General features: G+C 63.0%; 18 protein-coding genes. 12 read left to right on the top strand and 6 right to left on the bottom strand.

Annotation, left to right across the window (positions count from 1 at the left end; all coding sequences use genetic code 11):
- Positions 1–167 precede the first annotated feature (167 nt).
- The 7 genes from ACT53M_RS03215 (at position 168) to ACT53M_RS03185 (ending at position 6,669) form a co-directional block, all read left to right on the top strand.
- Positions 168–2,156, top strand: coding sequence for a ParB/RepB/Spo0J family partition protein (locus tag ACT53M_RS03215; protein ID WP_476231431.1), 1,989 nt, complete (start codon positions 168–170; stop codon positions 2,154–2,156).
- 167 nt (positions 2,157–2,323) lie between these two features.
- Positions 2,324–3,265, top strand: coding sequence for an ArdC family protein (locus ACT53M_RS03210; protein ID WP_476231430.1), 942 nt, complete (start codon positions 2,324–2,326; stop codon positions 3,263–3,265).
- An 11-nt stretch (positions 3,266–3,276) separates the two neighbouring features.
- On the top strand, positions 3,277–3,732 hold the full coding sequence (locus ACT53M_RS03205; RefSeq protein WP_476231429.1) for a hypothetical protein: 456 nt from the start codon (positions 3,277–3,279) through the stop codon (positions 3,730–3,732).
- A 270-nt stretch (positions 3,733–4,002) separates the two neighbouring features.
- Entirely contained in the window at positions 4,003–4,956 is a 954-nt protein-coding gene (locus ACT53M_RS03200; RefSeq protein WP_476231428.1) for a DUF2493 domain-containing protein, read from the top strand.
- 121 nt (positions 4,957–5,077) lie between these two features.
- On the top strand, positions 5,078–5,539 hold the full coding sequence (locus ACT53M_RS03195) for a DUF6878 family protein (protein ID WP_476231427.1): 462 nt from the start codon (positions 5,078–5,080) through the stop codon (positions 5,537–5,539).
- A gap of 10 nt (positions 5,540–5,549) precedes the next feature.
- Positions 5,550–5,978 carry a DUF6915 family protein gene (locus ACT53M_RS03190; protein ID WP_476231426.1) on the top strand — a complete coding sequence of 143 codons (429 nt, stop codon included), beginning with the start codon at positions 5,550–5,552 and terminating at the stop codon, positions 5,976–5,978.
- 301 nt (positions 5,979–6,279) lie between these two features.
- Positions 6,280–6,669, top strand: coding sequence for a single-stranded DNA-binding protein (locus ACT53M_RS03185; protein WP_007688363.1), 390 nt, complete (start codon positions 6,280–6,282; stop codon positions 6,667–6,669).
- A 114-nt stretch (positions 6,670–6,783) separates the two neighbouring features.
- On the opposite strand, the gene ACT53M_RS03180 is transcribed toward ACT53M_RS03185, so the two are convergent.
- Positions 6,784–7,014 carry a DUF6437 family protein gene (locus ACT53M_RS03180; RefSeq protein WP_476231423.1) on the bottom strand — a complete coding sequence of 77 codons (231 nt, stop codon included), beginning with the start codon at positions 7,012–7,014 and terminating at the stop codon, positions 6,784–6,786.
- Positions 7,015–7,337: 323 nt separating this feature from the next.
- Here ACT53M_RS03180 and ACT53M_RS03175 point away from each other — a divergent pair, with 323 nt between their 5' ends.
- Positions 7,338–7,574 (top strand): hypothetical protein, encoded by a 237-nt coding sequence (locus tag ACT53M_RS03175; RefSeq protein WP_476231422.1) that lies wholly within the window; start codon positions 7,338–7,340, stop codon positions 7,572–7,574.
- Between the two features lie 102 nt (positions 7,575–7,676).
- Here the strand turns inward: ACT53M_RS03175 and ACT53M_RS03170 are convergent, their stop codons facing one another.
- Positions 7,677–7,871 carry a hypothetical protein gene (locus ACT53M_RS03170; protein WP_476231421.1) on the bottom strand — a complete coding sequence of 65 codons (195 nt, stop codon included), beginning with the start codon at positions 7,869–7,871 and terminating at the stop codon, positions 7,677–7,679.
- Between the two features lie 440 nt (positions 7,872–8,311).
- On the opposite strand from ACT53M_RS03170, the gene ACT53M_RS03165 reads away from it, so the two are divergent.
- The 4 genes from ACT53M_RS03165 (at position 8,312) to ACT53M_RS03150 (ending at position 14,305) form a co-directional block, all read left to right on the top strand.
- Positions 8,312–8,644 (top strand): hypothetical protein, encoded by a 333-nt coding sequence (locus tag ACT53M_RS03165; protein ID WP_476231420.1) that lies wholly within the window; start codon positions 8,312–8,314, stop codon positions 8,642–8,644.
- On the top strand, positions 8,634–11,030 hold the full coding sequence (locus ACT53M_RS03160; RefSeq protein WP_476231419.1) for a type IV secretion system DNA-binding domain-containing protein: 2,397 nt from the start codon (positions 8,634–8,636) through the stop codon (positions 11,028–11,030). Before ACT53M_RS03165 ends, ACT53M_RS03160 begins: the two co-directional genes overlap by 11 nt.
- A 37-nt stretch (positions 11,031–11,067) precedes the next feature.
- Positions 11,068–13,995 carry a MobF family relaxase gene (gene mobF, locus ACT53M_RS03155; protein WP_476231418.1) on the top strand — a complete coding sequence of 976 codons (2,928 nt, stop codon included), beginning with the start codon at positions 11,068–11,070 and terminating at the stop codon, positions 13,993–13,995.
- 70 nt (positions 13,996–14,065) lie between these two features.
- Complete coding sequence (locus ACT53M_RS03150; RefSeq protein ID WP_476231417.1) at positions 14,066–14,305, top strand: hypothetical protein; 240 nt, start codon at positions 14,066–14,068, stop codon at positions 14,303–14,305.
- A 24-nt stretch (positions 14,306–14,329) separates the two neighbouring features.
- On the opposite strand, the gene ACT53M_RS03145 is transcribed toward ACT53M_RS03150, so the two are convergent.
- From ACT53M_RS03145 to ACT53M_RS03130, 4 genes are read right to left on the bottom strand one after another with little or no spacing between them, the layout of a single operon-like run.
- Complete coding sequence (locus ACT53M_RS03145; RefSeq protein ID WP_476231416.1) at positions 14,330–14,527, bottom strand: DUF6961 family protein; 198 nt, start codon at positions 14,525–14,527, stop codon at positions 14,330–14,332.
- Entirely contained in the window at positions 14,527–14,832 is a 306-nt protein-coding gene (locus ACT53M_RS03140) for a DUF5818 domain-containing protein (RefSeq protein ID WP_476231415.1), read from the bottom strand. The genes ACT53M_RS03145 and ACT53M_RS03140 overlap by 1 nt, the downstream gene beginning before the upstream one ends.
- A complete protein-coding gene (locus ACT53M_RS03135; RefSeq protein ID WP_476231583.1) occupies positions 14,829–15,254 on the bottom strand; it encodes a thermonuclease family protein in 426 nt (141 codons plus the stop codon). The genes ACT53M_RS03140 and ACT53M_RS03135 overlap by 4 nt, the downstream gene beginning before the upstream one ends.
- A 12-nt stretch (positions 15,255–15,266) precedes the next feature.
- A complete protein-coding gene (locus tag ACT53M_RS03130; protein WP_096614344.1) occupies positions 15,267–15,908 on the bottom strand; it encodes a S24 family peptidase in 642 nt (213 codons plus the stop codon).
- Positions 15,909–16,288: the final 380 nt, after the last annotated feature.

Raw genomic sequence — 16,288 nt, 5'->3', positions numbered from 1 at the left:
TTTCGAGCTGACGTTCTGGACCGTCCAAACTCATATCCATTCGTCATTGCCCCGCGCTCATCAGAAAATCCGCTGCGAACGCATCAGAGGGGAGGGAGCTTTGCCCTGATTGAGCCATTTGGGCGTCGATGGTCGATGCACCGGGCTCACAATCAGGAGTGTGTCCCATGATCAAGTCGATCCCGCTGAACAAGCTTGTTCAGTCGCCCCGCAATGTCCGCCGTCACGGTGATCCAGCTGCCGATGCCGAGCTCAAGGCCAGCATCGCAGCCCATGGGCTGCTGCAGAACCTCATTGTCCGGCCTGCCGCGAAGGGTAAGTTCGAAGTCGAAGCCGGCGAGCGCCGCCGTCGCGCGATGCTCGCGCTCGCGGAAGAAAAGGTCCTCGCTCGCGATCATGAGGTCACCTGCCTCGTGCTCGAAGACAGCGTTGAAGCCGCAGTCGGGACCAGCCTCGCCGAGAACTTCCACCGTCTGGCCATGAACCCCGCGGACGAAGCCCAGGCCTTTGCCGCGCTTGTCGCAGGCGATGCGACTGTCGAAGATGTTGCCCGCCGCTTCGGCCTGACCGTACGCTTCGTCGAGGGCCGTCTGCGTCTCGCGACGCTCGCGCCCGTCGTGTTCGAGGCACTGGCTTCCGGCCAGATCACCCTCGATATCGCCAAGGCCTTCGGTGCAACCTCGGACCAGGAGATCCAGGCCCGCGTCTTCGAACAGGTTTCCTCGGCCTACTATGCGCCCAATCCCGACAGCATCCGGCGCATGGTCCTCTCCGGGACCGTCCGGGGCAGCGATCCGCGCGCTCGCCTCGTTGGTCGAGATGCCTACATAGCCGCCGGCGGCCGGATCGAACGCGAACTGTTCGACGACGATGACAGCGAATCCTGGATCGATGTCGCCTTGCTCGAGAGCCTCGCGGCGGCAAAGATGGAAGAGCAGGCCAAAGCTCTCGCCGCCGAGCAGGGTCTCGCCTGGATCAAGCCCACTCTCGATCCCTACGCCAGCCACGATCTGGTCGAAGGGCTTGTCCGGCTTCCCGCGGAACCGGCACCACTAACCGAAGCGGAACTGGCGAGGCTCGACGAGCTCGATGCCTCCTATGACGAACATGCAGCGATCCTGGAAGATGAGGACAGCGCCGAGGATGCCGTGGCGGCAGCCGAAGCGGCTATCGAAGCCATCGAACGCGAATGCCAGGAAATCCGCGCACGCCCGCCAGTCATTACGCCCGAGCTGAAGGCCGAGGCGGGCATGATCCTGGTGCTTTCACGCGATGGCACTCCGGTTCTCCAGCCGGTGTTCTACGGCGAGCGTCAGGCTGAACCCGCCGAGGCCGACGATGGGATCGAAGTCGTTGCTGGCGAAGAAGGTTCGGACAAGCGCCGGACCACCTTGTCCAAGCGCCTGGTCGATGAGCTCGCCATGCAGCGTCGCGACGTCCTGGCGCTGCATGTTGCCTTTGACCCCGGGCTTGCTCTCGACGTCATGGTATTCACGCTGGCCGATGCCGATACCCACGACTGGCGGGCGCGGGCTGCGACCACGCTGCGCGCGCCTCTTCCGGCAGGCCCGATCATCGGCTTCGAAGCCAAGGATGCTCCGGCCAGCAGCGCGCTTGCCGAGCTCAGGTCCAATCTCGACGAAAGCTGGCGTGCGGGCACCGATGCGACTTCTCGTTTCGACCTGTTTCGCACGCTGTCCGATGACAGCCGCGCCGCTTGGCTCGGCTATGTCGTTGCCCGGTCGCTTGAGGCGGGCCTCAACATGACGGGCGAGCGTCAGCTGCCGTTCCAGGACCACCTCGGCCGCCTGATCGGCATCGACATGGCGCAGTGGTGGCGACCGACGGCGGCCAACTACTTCGACCGGGTGTCAAAGCAGGTGATACTCGACGCGCTCACCGACGTCGGCGGTCTCGAGCTTTCCTCGCGCTTTGCCTCGGTCAAGAAAGGCGATCTCGCGATGAGTGCCGAGCGTGTCTTCGCCGGCACCTACATCACAGAAGTCGAAGTGCGCGAGAAGGCTCTGTCCTGGGTGCCTGAGGTCATGCGCTTCGCTCCTGCTGCGCCGGATGCTGGCGAGCTCGAGATTGACGCCACTGACGCTGAGCCAGGCGTCGATACCGAACATCAGTCCCCCCGCGAGCTGGCCGCCTGATCTCCTCCTGACAGGCAAGGCCACTCGCACCTCGAGAAGCGGTCCTTCGGCTTACGCCGGAGGGCCGCTTCCTTTTTGGAAGGAGAGCAGAGGGGGCTCGGGACCCTGTGGCACTGACCGGCGAACCCGTTGCCGACTGACCAGATGCCAAGATCAGGAGAACCAGCATGGCCTATCGCAAGGGGCAGAGCGGCGGTCTGTCGCCCGCTACCCGCATCACCCTGGAAATCATCGCGCGTCTGGAAGCCGGCACGAAGCCGTGGATCAAGCCGTGGCGCGGCGTGCCCGTTTCGCGGCCCCTGCGGGCCTGCGGGATTCCGTACCGCGGCATGAATGTGTTCTGGCTGTGGATGGTCGCCGACATGTGCGGCTACGCCTCGCCGTTCTGGATGACCTACAATCAGGCCAAATCGCTCGGTGCCCAGGTCCGCAAGGGTGAGAAGTCGACCATCGCGATCTTCTACAAGAGCTACACCAAGGAGGTGGAGGCTCCCGATACCGTTGAAAAGACCGACGAGGCCCGCCGGGTGCTCAAGGCCTATCCGGTCTTCAATGCCGATCAGGTCGAAGGTCTGCCCGAGCGCTTCCACCCGGCTGCAACGCTGGAGCTGGTCGAGCCTGAAGGGCGCGAGGCCGAGCTCGACGCCTTCTTCGCCGCCATCCCCGTCAATCTGCGCCACCAGGGTTCTGAAGCCTATTACGAACCCACAGCAGATCGCGTCACGATGCCGCCGACCAGCCTGTTTTCCGGCTTCGACCACTACTATGCCACGCTCGCCCACGAGCTGTCGCACTGGACCGGCCATGCCAGCCGCCTCGGGCGTGATCTCAAGAACCGCTTCGGCACGGCGGCCTATGCCGCCGAAGAACTGGTAGCCGAGCTATCGAGCGCCATGCTTGGCGCTGAGCTGGGCCTGCCGGTCACACATCTCGACAGCCACGCGAGCTACATCGAGCATTGGCTCAAGCTTCTGAAGGATGACGACCGCGCAATCCTGACCGCTGCCGCCAAGGCCGAGGAGGCGTCGACCCTGCTGCTGAAGCTTGGCGGAAGGGTCATGCCCGAACAGTTTGACGATGCGTCAGACGACGCTGCGCTTGCGGCCTGAGGGAGTATGCCATGGGCCGATCGGTCAGCTATCCCAGCGGCGCAATCGTCGCCTTCACATTGCTTGAGGTCGAAGCCGAGGACGACTGGGAATTCGAATACGAGTGGCTGCGCGACGACCTGCGCGAGCGGGCCGGCCGAGCCTTCCCGTCGCTGATCCCGCATGACGGCTGGCGCGGACGGGAAGACAGGATCCTCATGCGCAATGCCTATGCGGATTTCGGCGTATCGGTCTACGGCGGGCTGGTGGCCGTCTGGATCGTCGAACGCGATGACGGCGCCTATTGGGACGCCGATTGGCGCACGGCCCGCTCACCGCGGGCACAGCGCTGGCTGTCCCAGATCGCATCCCGCTTCGATGCCGTGTTCGGCGACTATGACTGTCTCGGGCACATGTCGAACGGAGAGGGCGTTTACACCAAGCGTGCGGCTCGAGCTGAGCCGGGGCGGTGCATGGATGAGGCATAGGGCGTGCCCCTGCCAATGGCTTTTCCAACCGCCCATGGCCGCTGCCCGAGCGAGAGAGGCCCTGGGCCAGCCGCCAGTCTTGCGCAACCCGGCTTGCTCGGGCCCGTGTTGGCCTTCGCCCTTTGGGCTCAAGGCCTGCCCGCGCCAGCCCGCCAAGCCGGGTTCCCCCTGACGGGTGCGTAAGCCTGCCTGAATGCTGGCCCTGACGGGCTCTCGCCGGCGCAGCCATGAACGGGTGCGTCGGCCTCACGTCAGTCAGGAGGACATCCCATGCACACATCATTCGCCGACCAACTCGCCGGGCTCGATCTTGCCGGCTTTTCGATCGGCCCCGCTCCCGTATCGACAAGCGATTTCCCAGTCCGGGAGGCGGTCGTCCAAACCCTCGAAGCGGTCTGGTCCGATCTTTTCGCCATGGTGTCAGGGACCGCTCTGGAAGCCGACGCCGAGGATCTTGGCTGGGCCTTCGTCAACATCTTTCACCGCTCCGCCGAGCGCAAATCGTCTGCCCTTGACCGGGCGACCGACGAGGTCCGCGCGCTTCTTGCGACGGCTGACGGATCCGAGGTCCACACCCATGAACTCGAGACCCAGGTCGAGCGGGCGCAGTGCGCCGAAAGCGCGATGCTGGCGCTCGAAGAAATGCGTGAAGTCGCAGCGGCGCTCTACCTCAACGAGTTCGGTTCCTCGTGGAAACCAGTCTCCAGCTCGCGCTTCAACCACAGCGCCATGCTGACGTCCGCACTCGTCGAAGGGCGCGACTTCCTGCGCGCCCGCGCCGAAGCCAAACGCCGTGCGGCCGTGCCCGAAGGAACCCCGGTCGTGTTCGCTGGCGGGCGCACCCGTCATGCTACCGAAGACGATGCACTGAACTTCGGCAACAATGTCTGGGCCACGCTCGACAAGGTTCGCGACCGCGTGCCGGACATGGTGCTCATCCATGGCGGTGACACCAAGGGCGTCGACCGTCTGGCATCGAGCTGGGCTGAACGTCGCGGCATTCCGCAGGTGACGTTCTCGCTCGATATGCGGCTGGGCGCCCGTGCTGGCTTCAAGCGCAACGAGCGGATGCTCTCGCTCGATCCGCGCTACGTCATCGCGTTCCCGGGTAACGGTGTGCTCGAGCGGCTCGTAATCGAAGCCAAGGCGCGGCGGATCACCGTGGTCGATCGCCGCGGGCCGCTCGGCACCAATCCGAAGAACACGTCGGCCAAGACCGACTGAGGCCCTGTCGGTCTTCGCGCCAGCGCCGGATCGGCGCTGGCGTCGTCCATCAGAGGAAAGGCGTGCGCCTGTCGGTTGGAGCCAGCGATGGTCGTTGGCTCCTTTCTACAGGAGGTATTCCATGATCGATATCGAGGCCGTGATGGCCGACTTTGCTGTTCGCCAAGCCGAGCGGCAGATGAAGGTTGCAGAAGAGATTCAGCAGCTCAAGACCGTTATTCTCCCGCGCTTGCAGGAAGTCGGCATCGCCCGCGTCGAGATCCGCTTCGACGGTTGCAGCGACAGCGGTGCCGTCGAGGAATGTGTCTGCCTCGATGCAGCCGGTGCGGCGATCGCGTGCCCTGATGTTACGCTGCAGGAAGGCGAAGCACACGCAGCGGAAGGTGCCGGTTCTGAGCAACTGCAGTCGCTTGGGCAAGCTCTCGAGCACCTAACCTATCTGGCGCTCGAACGTCATCATCCTGGCTGGGAGATCAACGACGGTGCCTGCGGCGAACTGGTGATCGATGTGGCTGAAGCGACCTTCGTGCTCGACTGCAGCCTGCGCTTCACCGCGACCGATGATCACTCGACCGAGATCTAGGAGACCTGGCATGGCCCACTGCTATTACCACGCCCTCTCGTCGGTCCGGAAATGGGGCGGCACGGTCGATGACTATCTGCCGCTTCACCAATGGTTCGACCAGTCCAAGGCAATCCTGGCAGACCCTCGGCACCGCGCGCTGCGGCACCATGCCGAGGGGATATTCATGTTGGAGGCAACCTTCGGCGAGACCCTCGTCAATGCCGATGGTCGGGTCGTTCCGGTGCGACTGGTCGGCGAGCAGCACGTCCGCGAAGACTTGGGCTCGATCCCCTCCTTTGCGGACTGGGCTCGCTTGATCACGCCGCAGGCCTGGATGCTGCGAGGCAACCCTCTGGACGGTGCTGAAGGAGTGACGATCGACATGCCTGTGCCCGGCAACGCCGTTGCGTACAGCAGCGTGTCACCTGCTGGAGGAGCCGTCCGTACCGAGATTTAAGAGGGGGTTCTCCGGTGGATAGCTGGGGTGGATAATCCGGCCAAGACCGGAGGGGAACGAGGCAGGGCAGACCTGTTCAAGGCATCCGGCTCCACCCGGCTTCGATACAAACCTGTCCCTGAATCACCCCCCGTCGAGACGCGCAACCCGGATCAGGTCCGGCCGAGTTGCCGGGCTTTGCCCGGCTGCCCGCACCACCCGAACCAGTTCCGGGTTTCCCTTCGGTGCGCTTCGCCGCGGGGCGCTTCTGCTCGGGTTTGCAGCCGGGATGGCCCCGGAATGCTCGATCAGGAGAAAGCCCATGACCAATCTCGTTATCCTCGTTGGCCGCATCGCTCGCGACCCCGAAACCCGCACCACCCAGGGTGGAACCAGCATCACTTCGATCTCGGTCGTCACCGACCGTCCCGCCCGCAAGGATGGCAAGACCTACAAGGACGAGAACGGCTACACCGCCAAGGACAGCGAATTCCACCGGATCACCTGCTTCAACGGCCTTGGCCAGAACGTCGCCAAGTACTGCACCAAGGGCCAGCTCGTGACGGTCGAAGGGCGCATCCACTACACCCAGTGGGAGGATCAGAGCGGCACCAAGCGCTACGGCTGCGAGATCATCGCCGACAAGGTCGACTTCCTCACCAAGGGCCGTTCGGGCAGCAACGAGGGCGCTCCCGATATCGACGAGGACTGAATGTCCTTACCCCACGACAAGGCCCCGGTGGCAGACGCCATCGGGGCCTTTTCTTTTGCTCTGGGGCGATGCGGCGACGCGGGGCATCGAACCCCTTGCCGCCGCTGGTTGGCCTTAAGCGGTAGCGATCCGCTTCAGCGTTTCCTCGATCCCGAGTGCCATAGAAGCACGCACGATCTGGCTCAGTTGTGCCGGTTCGATCGTCTCGGCGCCGCACTCGATCAGCAGCCTGCCGAGTTCGGTCGCTGCCTCTTCGCGAAGACGAGCTTCCTCGCTTTCGAGCCTCGCACGCTGTTCGCGAAGCTTCTTCAGCGCATCGCGCGCAGTGGGTTTCGACCTGGCCATAGGGTTTCCTTCTTGCTGGCCGTTGGTCCCCTCCGTTGACGATATTGGCATTCCGGACGCGTGTAGGAAAATGGTTTGTGGGGCGATTGGTGCGCTTTCCCGCTGACGTTGGAGAGGTCTCTCTCGCAGAAAGACCAAGTCTGATGCGGGCTTTGGGGCTGCGTCAAGGACGACGGGGCCCCACCATTTTTACCGGGCAAGCCCGGCAAAAATCGTTGCCCCCATCGCCGCTTCGCGGCCGCTTGCGCGGTCCCTGACCCAGCCCGTCACCCACATCTTTCGCAACTCCTGATGCGACGCATCGAACATCAGGAGGAAAGATCATGTACGCTTCGCTGAACATTGCCGATGCCGGTCTCAAGGCAGATCAGGCCGCCTTCGTTGCCGCACTGGATCAGGCCCATGCCCGGTCCTTTCACAGCTACTTCACGCAGTACATTCTGAGCGATGAAGAGGCAGGCTACATCGCGGTCGATGAAGGGGACTACGGCGCACTACCCAAGGCCTTGCTGGACCGTGTCATTGAGACGGTGCCGGGCCGGCTCAGCGATGAATTCTGATCCGCCGGTTTGGGAGGAAGTCCGTCAGGGCTTCCTCCTTTCTTTTTGCTCGCAGACTGTTTCGGCATCTCTCAGCCGGGACGGGAATGCGGGTCGCAATCTTCAGTCGGGGGTATCGGAACGGTCGAGATCAGTGAGCCGCTTCGGCATATCCAGGACCTTCAAAGCCGCCGCCTCGATCGCCTCTGCCTGCGTCGGAAAAGCCTCGGAAGAACTGATCGACACCCCGTTCGGGTAAGTGACTGTCGCCTGGAAGCCGTTGCCCTTCGGTGTCGCACTCAATGTGACCTGGCCCATGCCGTGCTTCCTTGTTGCCCGGGGTAATGCCCGCATCATAGGCATCGATCCCGTCTGTGCCTATTAGGATCCGAGGCATCGGCAACCTGCAGAGCGACCGGCCGAACCGACATCGCAGACCGCATCATCCGTTACAGGCTCAATTGCTGGTTCCCGACCTGGCAGCTGGGGACTGGGGAGCACACCCTACGCGACCGGTCGCAGGAAAATTGGGCGATAAACCATGAAAATACAGATATTTGTGTGGGTGGTACTGGAATGGCAGCTTCTCCGTCAAAAATGACGTGGGCGAGGCGAGTTACGTGGATTTGACCCAAGCAGCGCAGCGAAGGGCGGAATTTCGCCGACTTCGATGTTCTTGACATGTTCTTGAATCTGACTTAGCTTCGATCCTGCCTTTCGCAGTGTGAACCGGGCTCCTGACCACAAGGAGTCCGTGCATGACACGGCCAATCTGTCTCCAGGTTTACATCTCGGCCGAGCTCAGCTCGCTGATCCGCAAGGCTGCCAAGGCCAAGGGGATCAGCATGAGCGAATGGGTTCGTGCCTTGCTCGCCAATGCCTGCGCCGAGGACGATCTTGCCTCTCGGCTCGACGCTTCCATTGAACGCATTTCCCGCCGCTCGGTGTTCCTCATGGTCGGTGTGGATGCGCTACTGGCAGGGCACCCCGACCAAGCTTTGCGCGGTCGGGCTCATCAGGCTTACGTGCGCAAATGCAAGGAGCTCGGCCTCTCCACCGCTACCGGCGAGGGAGGTTCCGATGAAGCGTAACCTCGTCAATTTCACGCGCGGCAGCCAGCTGCTCGGACACTTCAGCTTCATGTTCGCGGCAGGTCTCAAGGGCCCCTTGATCGTTGCCGCGCTCGTGATCTCATGGACATCCTGGTGGACCATTTCGGCAGGGCTCACCGACCACGAAGTCTACCTTGTCTGGATGCGGATCTATGCCGCCATCTACGGTTTCATGGAGTTCGATCCTGCCAAGCGTATCACGCTGGAAACCGCCTTCGGCGCCGCCATTCAGTTTCCTATTGCACAGCTCGACCACTATCCACCGGTTGTCCATGCGTGGGATAAGCTGACAGATCTTCTGACCAGTGCCTTGTGGCGATCGGGGCTCCTGCTGGTCCCTGCCTTTGCCGTCTTTTACTGGTTTGCTGAGCGGTTCGGTGGTCGTTCCAAGGAACGCAAACACGAGCGCGGCGCCATGCTTGTCACGCTTCCCGACCTCGTCGATGAACTCACAAGCCACAACCGGCGCGAGCGCAACCGTGAGCTCGATTCCGCTATGGGCTGGAAATGGCGGCTCAGCCTGCCGCGAGAGATCGCCCGGGTCTTTCCCTATCGACCATCGCATATCGCCACTGTGGCTTATCCCTGGCGGCTCGAACAGAGCCACGCGATGCTCATTGGCACGACGGGCATGGGCAAGACCGTGGCGATCTCGGACATGATTGCGGAGGCAAGAGCCAAGGGCCAGCGCTGCGTGGTTTTCGATCTGACCGGTACCTTCATCGAGCACTTCCATGCCGCCCATTGCGACATCATTTTGAACCCGCTCGATGCGCGCTGCCCCCAGTGGAGTCTCTTCGACGAATGCTGCACCGAAGGCGAATTCTGGGCCGCTGCCGATGCCCTCGTGCCCCATGACGGGGGCGGGGAAGCCCAGTTCTGGGTGATCGCTGCCCGCGCCCTGTTCGTCGAATTCTGCCTCAAGCTCGTGGCGGAAGGCAGGGCAACCAATGATGCCCTGGCGCGCGAGCTGATGACCGCGGACCTGTCGCGCGTGCATGCCATGATGCGCGGAACGATCGCCGATCCGCTGACCGCGCCCGAAGCCGCGCGCATGGCGGAATCGATCCGGGCTGTCTTCAACGTCAACGCCAAGGCGCTCAAGCTGCTACCGACTGCAGGTCCTCGTTTCTCGGTCCGCGAGTGGATTGAGGACGGAGCCGATAGCACCCGAAGCGAAGGCTCGATCCTGTTCATTTCGGCCCGCTATGTCGACATGAGTGTTTGCGCGCAGCTGCTCACACTCTGGCTCGACACCGCGATGAACACGCTGATGACGATGCCTCGCACGCGCGATCTCAAGTGCTGGTTCTTCGTTGATGAACTGGGGGCATTGCATCGCCTGCCAGCCCTCGAAAAGGGCTTGCAGACGGCCCGCAATTTCGGCGGCGCGATTGTCCTTGGCCTTCACGCCTATGCCAAGCTCAAAGAAGTCTACGGCGAGAACATGGCGATGACGCTGGCATCGCTGGCCCGGACGAAACTGATCCTCGGAACTGCCGACCGCGAAACGGCAACCTGGTGCTCCGACTTCATAGGACATCGCCAGGTCCGGGACATGGAGGAGGGCTATACCTACGGGTACAACAATGCACGTGATGCGGTCAGCCTGACCCCGCGCAAGCACATTGAACCGCTCTTGCTGCCCGACCAGCTGATGAACCTGCCGCGCCTGTCCGGGTACATCAAGTTCCCCGATGGTTTCCCTGCCGCGCCCGTCAAGCTCACTCCCGTCGACCGTCCCAAGCGGGCGGAGACCTTCATCGCAAGAGTGAAGGAAGGGCCCAAGGCACGCGTCGTTGAGCCCCGGCGGCCGGCGGAGCAGTCTGAGCCATCCGCAGCATCGGCGGACAATGAACATCCCTCTGCGAACGACGACGGGGCAGGGAAGCCGGTCGTGCCCAAGCAGGGAGAACTTGCCCTCGAAAAGGCGCCGCAATCAGAGCCGAGGCAGAAGCCCGAAGCGACCGTAAGGGATTTGAAGCGGGCCGTTGAAAGCACATCGGGTAAGATGCCGAAGCAACAGGAGCGAGCAGCCCGATCCGGGAAAGAGAAGGCGGGCAGCGCCAACCGGGAGGGTTCGAACACCCGAACTGATGTAAGGCCGAGAAAGGCTGGACCCTCCGCCCGCCCGCTCCTGCCTACCGGCGAAACCGCCGCGACGCAGGAGCAGCCGGCTACTCCCAAGGGCACTGCTAGAGCCGAAACACCGGACGCAAATCCGCTGCAAGAGGGCAAGCCGGATGGCCCCAAGAGCGGAGGATCCAGCGATGCCGCTGCGCGCAAGCTGATGCTCGAGGATGGTCTGCGCGAGCAGGAACCGCCGCCAATCCCGGGGCCCGACCTCGGCGACATGGAGATGTGAGCATGCCGCCGATTGCCACCGCCTCGGGGGACAAGCGATGCTGTCGGTAGCCAACGTCCGCACCGCAGGCGGCGCGGCCAACTACTTTGCTGCCGACAACTACTACACGCGCGCAGACGCTGATCGCTCGGGCGAATGGCTGGGGAAGGGCGCTGCCGCCCTTGGGCTGGTTGGGGCCGTGGATGCGCGGCAGTTCGAGGCAGTCCTTAAAGGAATGCTGCCGGATGGTAGCCGGGTTGGTAGTGACAATCGGGCGCACCGGGCGGGGACCGACCTCACCTTTTCGATGCCGAAAAGCTGGTCGGTCCTTGCTCTGGTGGGCGGCGACAAACGGATCCTCGATGCCTACTCGTCAGCCGTCCGGGAAACCCTGCGCTGGGCCGAAAAGAACCTCGCTGAGACCAGGATGGAGGTTCGGGGCAAGGAACGAGCCGTCCAAACCGGTAACCTCGCGATCGCGCTCTTCCAGCATGACACCAACCGTAACCAGGAACCCAATGCGCATCTCCATGCGGTCGTTGCCAATGTGACCCAGGGGCTTGACGGCAAATGGCGGGCGCTGCGCAACGACAAGCTTTGGCAGCACAACACCCTGCTCAATGCCATGACAATGGCCCGGTTTCGGTTAGGCGTAGAGAAGCTCGGCTACGAGGTTGGGGAGTTCGGAAAGCACGGGAATTTCGAGGCGGTCGGGGTGCCCAAGGCCGTGCGCGATGCCTTCAGTTCCCGGCGCGCAGAGATCATGGAGGCAGCAGCCCAAATGAACTTCTCAGGGCCAAGCGTCCTTGATGCCGCAACCTTGATGACCAGGGCCAACAAGGGCCGGATCGAGAATCGCGATGCGCTTACGCAGCAGTGGCAGGAAACGTCCGCCAGGCTTGGCTTTGATCCCGCTACCGTCATTGCCAGTGCCAACGGCCGCAGTGCACAGGATCTTGGGAATGTGGCCGGTATCGGTCCAACGATGCGCGGGTTTGTCCGCCATGCTCAGGCCCTCGCAACTTCCTTTGCCGAGCGTCTGGGCCTGCGGGAAGGTGATCCTCTGATACCTGCCCGGCTGACCAATCGCAGTGTCGAGCAGGTCGCCGCAATTCATGCGGTCGCCTCGGCTGTCCGGCATCTGGGCGAGCGGGAAGCGGCATTCACGCGCACCGAGATCTACCGCACCGCACTTGGCTTTGCGCTCCCTACATCGCTTGCCGCGGTCGAGCATCGCGTCGATCAACTGCTCCGCCAAGGATATCTGGAGAAGGGCAGGGGCGCAGACCGGGACCTGCTGACCACCCGCGAAGCCGTCAGTCTGGAGCAGCGCATCATCGCCGGCGTCGAAAGCGGGCGCGGCGGCGCTCCGGCGATTGTCTCTCCCGACCTTGCCGGGCCCCGCCTGCAGGCACTCTCCCAGATCAAGTACGGGCTCACCTTGAACGCCGGACAGGAAGGGGCGGGGCGCCTGCTGCTTGGGTCGAACAACCGCATCGTCGCCATCCAGGGCGTTGCCGGGGCAGGCAAGAGCACGGTCCTCAAGCCCGTTGCGGACATTCTGCGTGAGGAGGGCAGGGCCGTGCTCGGGCTCGCGGTGCAAAACACGCTGGTCCAGATGCTTGAACGCGATACGGGTATTCCCTCGATGACGGTGTCGCGGTTTCTCGCGCGGCACCGCGATCTTCTCGAAGGGGCCGATGCGGACCGCCTCGCCGAGGCTCGGGCCGATATGCGCGGCAGTGTCGTGCTGCTCGACGAAGCATCTATGGTCGGCAATGCCGACAAGGAAAAGCTGGTGCGCCTCGCCAACCTGCTCGAACTCGGCCGCTTTGCCAGCATCGGCGACCGCAAGCAGTTGGGTGCCGTAGATGCCGGCAAGCCGTTCGATATGATGCAGCAGGCCGGGATCGAGACTGCGGTGATGAGCACCAATCTTCGCGCGCGCAGCGAAGGCCTGCGTGAAGCCCAACAGGCAGCGCAAGAAGGGCGCATTGAGGACGCCATGCGCCATCTCGCACCCCAGGTGATCGAGGCGGGGAACGATGCTGCTGTCGAAGCCGCCGCCGCTTGGTTGTCGCTCTCGTCAGCGGCGCGCGAGGCAACCGCGATCTATGCTTCAGGCCGAAACCTGCGCAGTGCGGTGAACGATGCGGTGCAGACGGGCCTTAAAGCGAGCGGCGAGCTCGGTCCTGAAACCATGCGGCTCCAGACCCTGTCGCGCGTCAATGTCACCCGCGAAGAGCTGCGATACGCGAGCACCTATGCCCCCGGCATGGTGGTCGAGGTCGCGCGGCGTCAGCGCAGCCAAGGCCTTGCAGCAGGCGAGTACCGGGTGGTCGGAACTGATGTGCCTCGCGAGCGGGTCACGTTGGAGAACGAGCGTGGCCGGCAGTTCGAGTTTCGTCCCGGTCGGATAAGGCCGCAAGGTGAACAGGATCCGCTGCGCTTATTCGAAGTCCGCGCCCTCGACATTTACACCGGCGACAAAATCCGGTGGACAGAGACCGATCACCAGCGCGGCCTGCTTAATGCCGACCAGGCCCGGATTGTCGCAGTCGACAAAGAGGCTGTCGTGGTGAAGACATCCTTGGGCGCAGAGCACAGGCTGGAGCAGGGCGACCCGATGCTCCGCCGTCTCGATCTCGCCTATGCGCTCAATGCCCATATGGCGCAGGGGCTGACCTCCGATCGCGGCATTGCGGTCATGGACAGCCGCGAGCGCAATCTGGCCAACCAGCAGACGTTTCTGGTCACGATCACACGGCTGCGCGATGGCCTCACCCTCTATGTCGACAATGCTGGCAAGCTTGAAGTCGCGGTCGAGCGCAATGCCGGTATGAAGCGCTCGGCTCTGGAAACGGTCGATCTCCTCCGCGACGCTGCGTCAAAAGGGCAGGCCAAAGATCGTGTCGATCTTGCACCGGAACGCAAGCCGCCAGAGCTTGACCGGTCGATCACGAAGCCCTTCGAGATTGGCATCTAGCGACCTGCTGTCCCCATGCGTCCGCACTCTACCGGTTGACGAGAAGTTCTTTATTTGTTCTCATTGTCCCATGCCCCGAATCTCCGACGAAATCCTCCTTACGCATCTCGAAGTCGCACTGGCCGTTGCGCCGGAGCACACGCTCTTGCGTCTCAATGCCGATGATCCACGCGCCCAACGCAGCGCTAGGGTCGATCTTGCTCATCATCTGGTCGAACGCATGCGCGGCTTCACCATCGAAAGCGACAGCCATGGCGGCGCAGGCGCGCAATCCTGTCTCTTTCCCGGCGATCTGTCGCCGATCGGGTGAGTGAGGCAGTGTGGCGGTGGCCGCTTATTGGAGCGGCCGGTCAGCACTTTCTGAAGTCAGCTGGACGATCCGCGCAGCTATAGCCTGCCAGGTCTGAATTCCCGCGGCATCACCCGCGAGCGCAAGCGCGCCAATCTGTTCGGCGACATGAAGGGGCGCCTTGTCACCGTGGGTTTGCAGGACGTGATTGGCGCAGGCCCATAGTTCCCAATCGCTTAGCATCAGCTTAGCGCGCTCACGACCGCGCTAACTGTCGCGTAGAGGCCGTAGGCGACGAAGCCCGCGGCAAGAAGGAATTCGATGCGGAGTTTGAATGCTTTCGGACGAGGCTGGCCGGCTAGCCATATCTGTTCGCAGGTAAACCCGTTGAACCCCGAACGCTCCCCGACCACTTCGACGCGAGAGCCGAAAAATTTGCGTACCTGGCGGGTGTTGTCGAGTTTCCAGGTCCCGCCACCATCGGTGCGTAGCACCGGTCCGTTCGCTGCCCGCTCGACGATGCCGGTCAGATGCGTGGTGCTGCTCACCGGCAAGCCGGGCCTTTCCAGTAGCGATCCCAGCGCAGGACAGTGCCGGTCTTGATCATGGCGCATGACAGATCTGCGCCTGACGGCAGGCGGCACCAGGCAGCGGTCCTGTTTCCGCCTGCGCCCCCCTCGGAGCGGCATGTCAGTCGCGGCCCCCTTACGACCACATGACCGGTCGAGATCGTTCCGCGCGCGCCGCCCATCAGCTGTACCAGCGCATCGCGCGCCTCAATCGCCGAGGCAGCGGGGCAGGGCTGATTGGTCCGGCAGGTGCCGTCCATTTCCCGCGCAGCGATGCCGGCGATCCGAAGGTGAGGACCTTCCGCGCACCAGACCGGACCGTCACCATCCCAGACGTGGGTCGGTGTGCAGGTGAATGGCTGTCCGGAGGCGACGATGGAGGCAGCAAGCAAGGCGAGTATCATATGGCTCCCTTAGAGTGCTCGTCCGAACCAGAGAACCCGCCCGACGATATTGAGCGTCCGCTTCTCGAGACCGCGCCAGCTCGGATAGGCCGGGTTGTCGCTCAGAACCGAAGCGCGCTTGCCCTGCGGTTCGAGGGCAATCCGCTTGACGCTCAGCATGTCGTCCATCCGCAGGACATAGATCCCGTCTCTCAGGCGCGCCTGGCCGTCCCCGAGATCGACCATCACTTCGTCGCCATCATGAAGAGTGGGCTCCATGGAGTCGCCATGCACGGCGATGATCGACAGGCTCGATGCCTTGCTCGCGGTCAGCCGGCGTAGCCACTTCTCGTCGAAGCCGAATTGTGCTGATTTGGCTTCCATCTCCGCGAGCGCGCCGTGGCCGGCTGATGCCTCGACATTGAGCAAAGGCACATGGACCAGTTCGACGACCGGACCTGAACGACGGGCGGGGGCACCGAGAATTTTCTCATCGACCCCGAAAAATCGCGCCAGAACCGAGCGATCCTGCTCGTCCAGCTGCCGCGGGCTGCCGCGCCGGATGTACTGCTGGATGTAGGCGGCATTGCGCCCCAGCAGGCGCGAAACCGAGGAATAGTTTACTCCTCGTTGCTGGATCAACTCGTCCAGGGCTCTTCGTGCGTCGTCCATGACTGCCAGTCCTATCGCGGGCGCCTAGGAAAATCGATCCTAGACTCTAGGAAGCCTTCCTAGTAAGAACATAACAAGAACGCAAGGGTAAAGCGAGTCTACGGTGATGGAGCTTCTGGAGCAGATCGAGGAATATCTGGTGCAAACCCGGACGTCGCCGAGCACCTTCGGCCGTCATGTTGTAGCTGATCCCCGTTTCGTTCAGGACCTAAGGGACGGGCGCAGGCCACGCCGCAAAACCTGCCAGAAAGTTTCGGAATTTCTTGCGAGCTCAGAGATGGTTAGCCGCCGGTAGGTCGACAAAACAGAAAGGCGAGGAGATTTCCGAATCTCGTTGCCTCAACATCAAGCATCCACTACGCTTACCCATACAGAAACTG

It is taken from the genome of Sphingomonas sp. DMC6, assembly GCF_056314225.1.
Note: the sequence above shows the minus strand (reverse complement) of the source record. Positions and strands in the feature narration are given on the sequence as shown.

Coding starts and splice junctions, on each gene's coding strand:
- ACT53M_RS03215 (WP_476231431.1), top strand. CDS start 168: ATGATCAAGTCGATCCCGCTGAACAAGCTTGTTCAGTCGCCCCGCAAT.
- ACT53M_RS03210 (WP_476231430.1), top strand. CDS start 2,324: ATGGCCTATCGCAAGGGGCAGAGCGGCGGTCTGTCGCCCGCTACCCGC.
- ACT53M_RS03205 (WP_476231429.1), top strand. CDS start 3,277: ATGGGCCGATCGGTCAGCTATCCCAGCGGCGCAATCGTCGCCTTCACA.
- ACT53M_RS03200 (WP_476231428.1), top strand. CDS start 4,003: ATGCACACATCATTCGCCGACCAACTCGCCGGGCTCGATCTTGCCGGC.
- ACT53M_RS03195 (WP_476231427.1), top strand. CDS start 5,078: ATGATCGATATCGAGGCCGTGATGGCCGACTTTGCTGTTCGCCAAGCC.
- ACT53M_RS03190 (WP_476231426.1), top strand. CDS start 5,550: ATGGCCCACTGCTATTACCACGCCCTCTCGTCGGTCCGGAAATGGGGC.
- ACT53M_RS03185 (WP_007688363.1), top strand. CDS start 6,280: ATGACCAATCTCGTTATCCTCGTTGGCCGCATCGCTCGCGACCCCGAA.
- ACT53M_RS03180 (WP_476231423.1), bottom strand. CDS start 7,014: ATGGCCAGGTCGAAACCCACTGCGCGCGATGCGCTGAAGAAGCTTCGC.
- ACT53M_RS03175 (WP_476231422.1), top strand. CDS start 7,338: ATGTACGCTTCGCTGAACATTGCCGATGCCGGTCTCAAGGCAGATCAG.
- ACT53M_RS03170 (WP_476231421.1), bottom strand. CDS start 7,871: ATGGGCCAGGTCACATTGAGTGCGACACCGAAGGGCAACGGCTTCCAG.
- ACT53M_RS03165 (WP_476231420.1), top strand. CDS start 8,312: ATGACACGGCCAATCTGTCTCCAGGTTTACATCTCGGCCGAGCTCAGC.
- ACT53M_RS03160 (WP_476231419.1), top strand. CDS start 8,634: ATGAAGCGTAACCTCGTCAATTTCACGCGCGGCAGCCAGCTGCTCGGA.
- mobF (WP_476231418.1), top strand. CDS start 11,068: ATGCTGTCGGTAGCCAACGTCCGCACCGCAGGCGGCGCGGCCAACTAC.
- ACT53M_RS03150 (WP_476231417.1), top strand. CDS start 14,066: ATGCCCCGAATCTCCGACGAAATCCTCCTTACGCATCTCGAAGTCGCA.
- ACT53M_RS03145 (WP_476231416.1), bottom strand. CDS start 14,527: ATGCTAAGCGATTGGGAACTATGGGCCTGCGCCAATCACGTCCTGCAA.
- ACT53M_RS03130 (WP_096614344.1), bottom strand. CDS start 15,908: ATGGACGACGCACGAAGAGCCCTGGACGAGTTGATCCAGCAACGAGGA.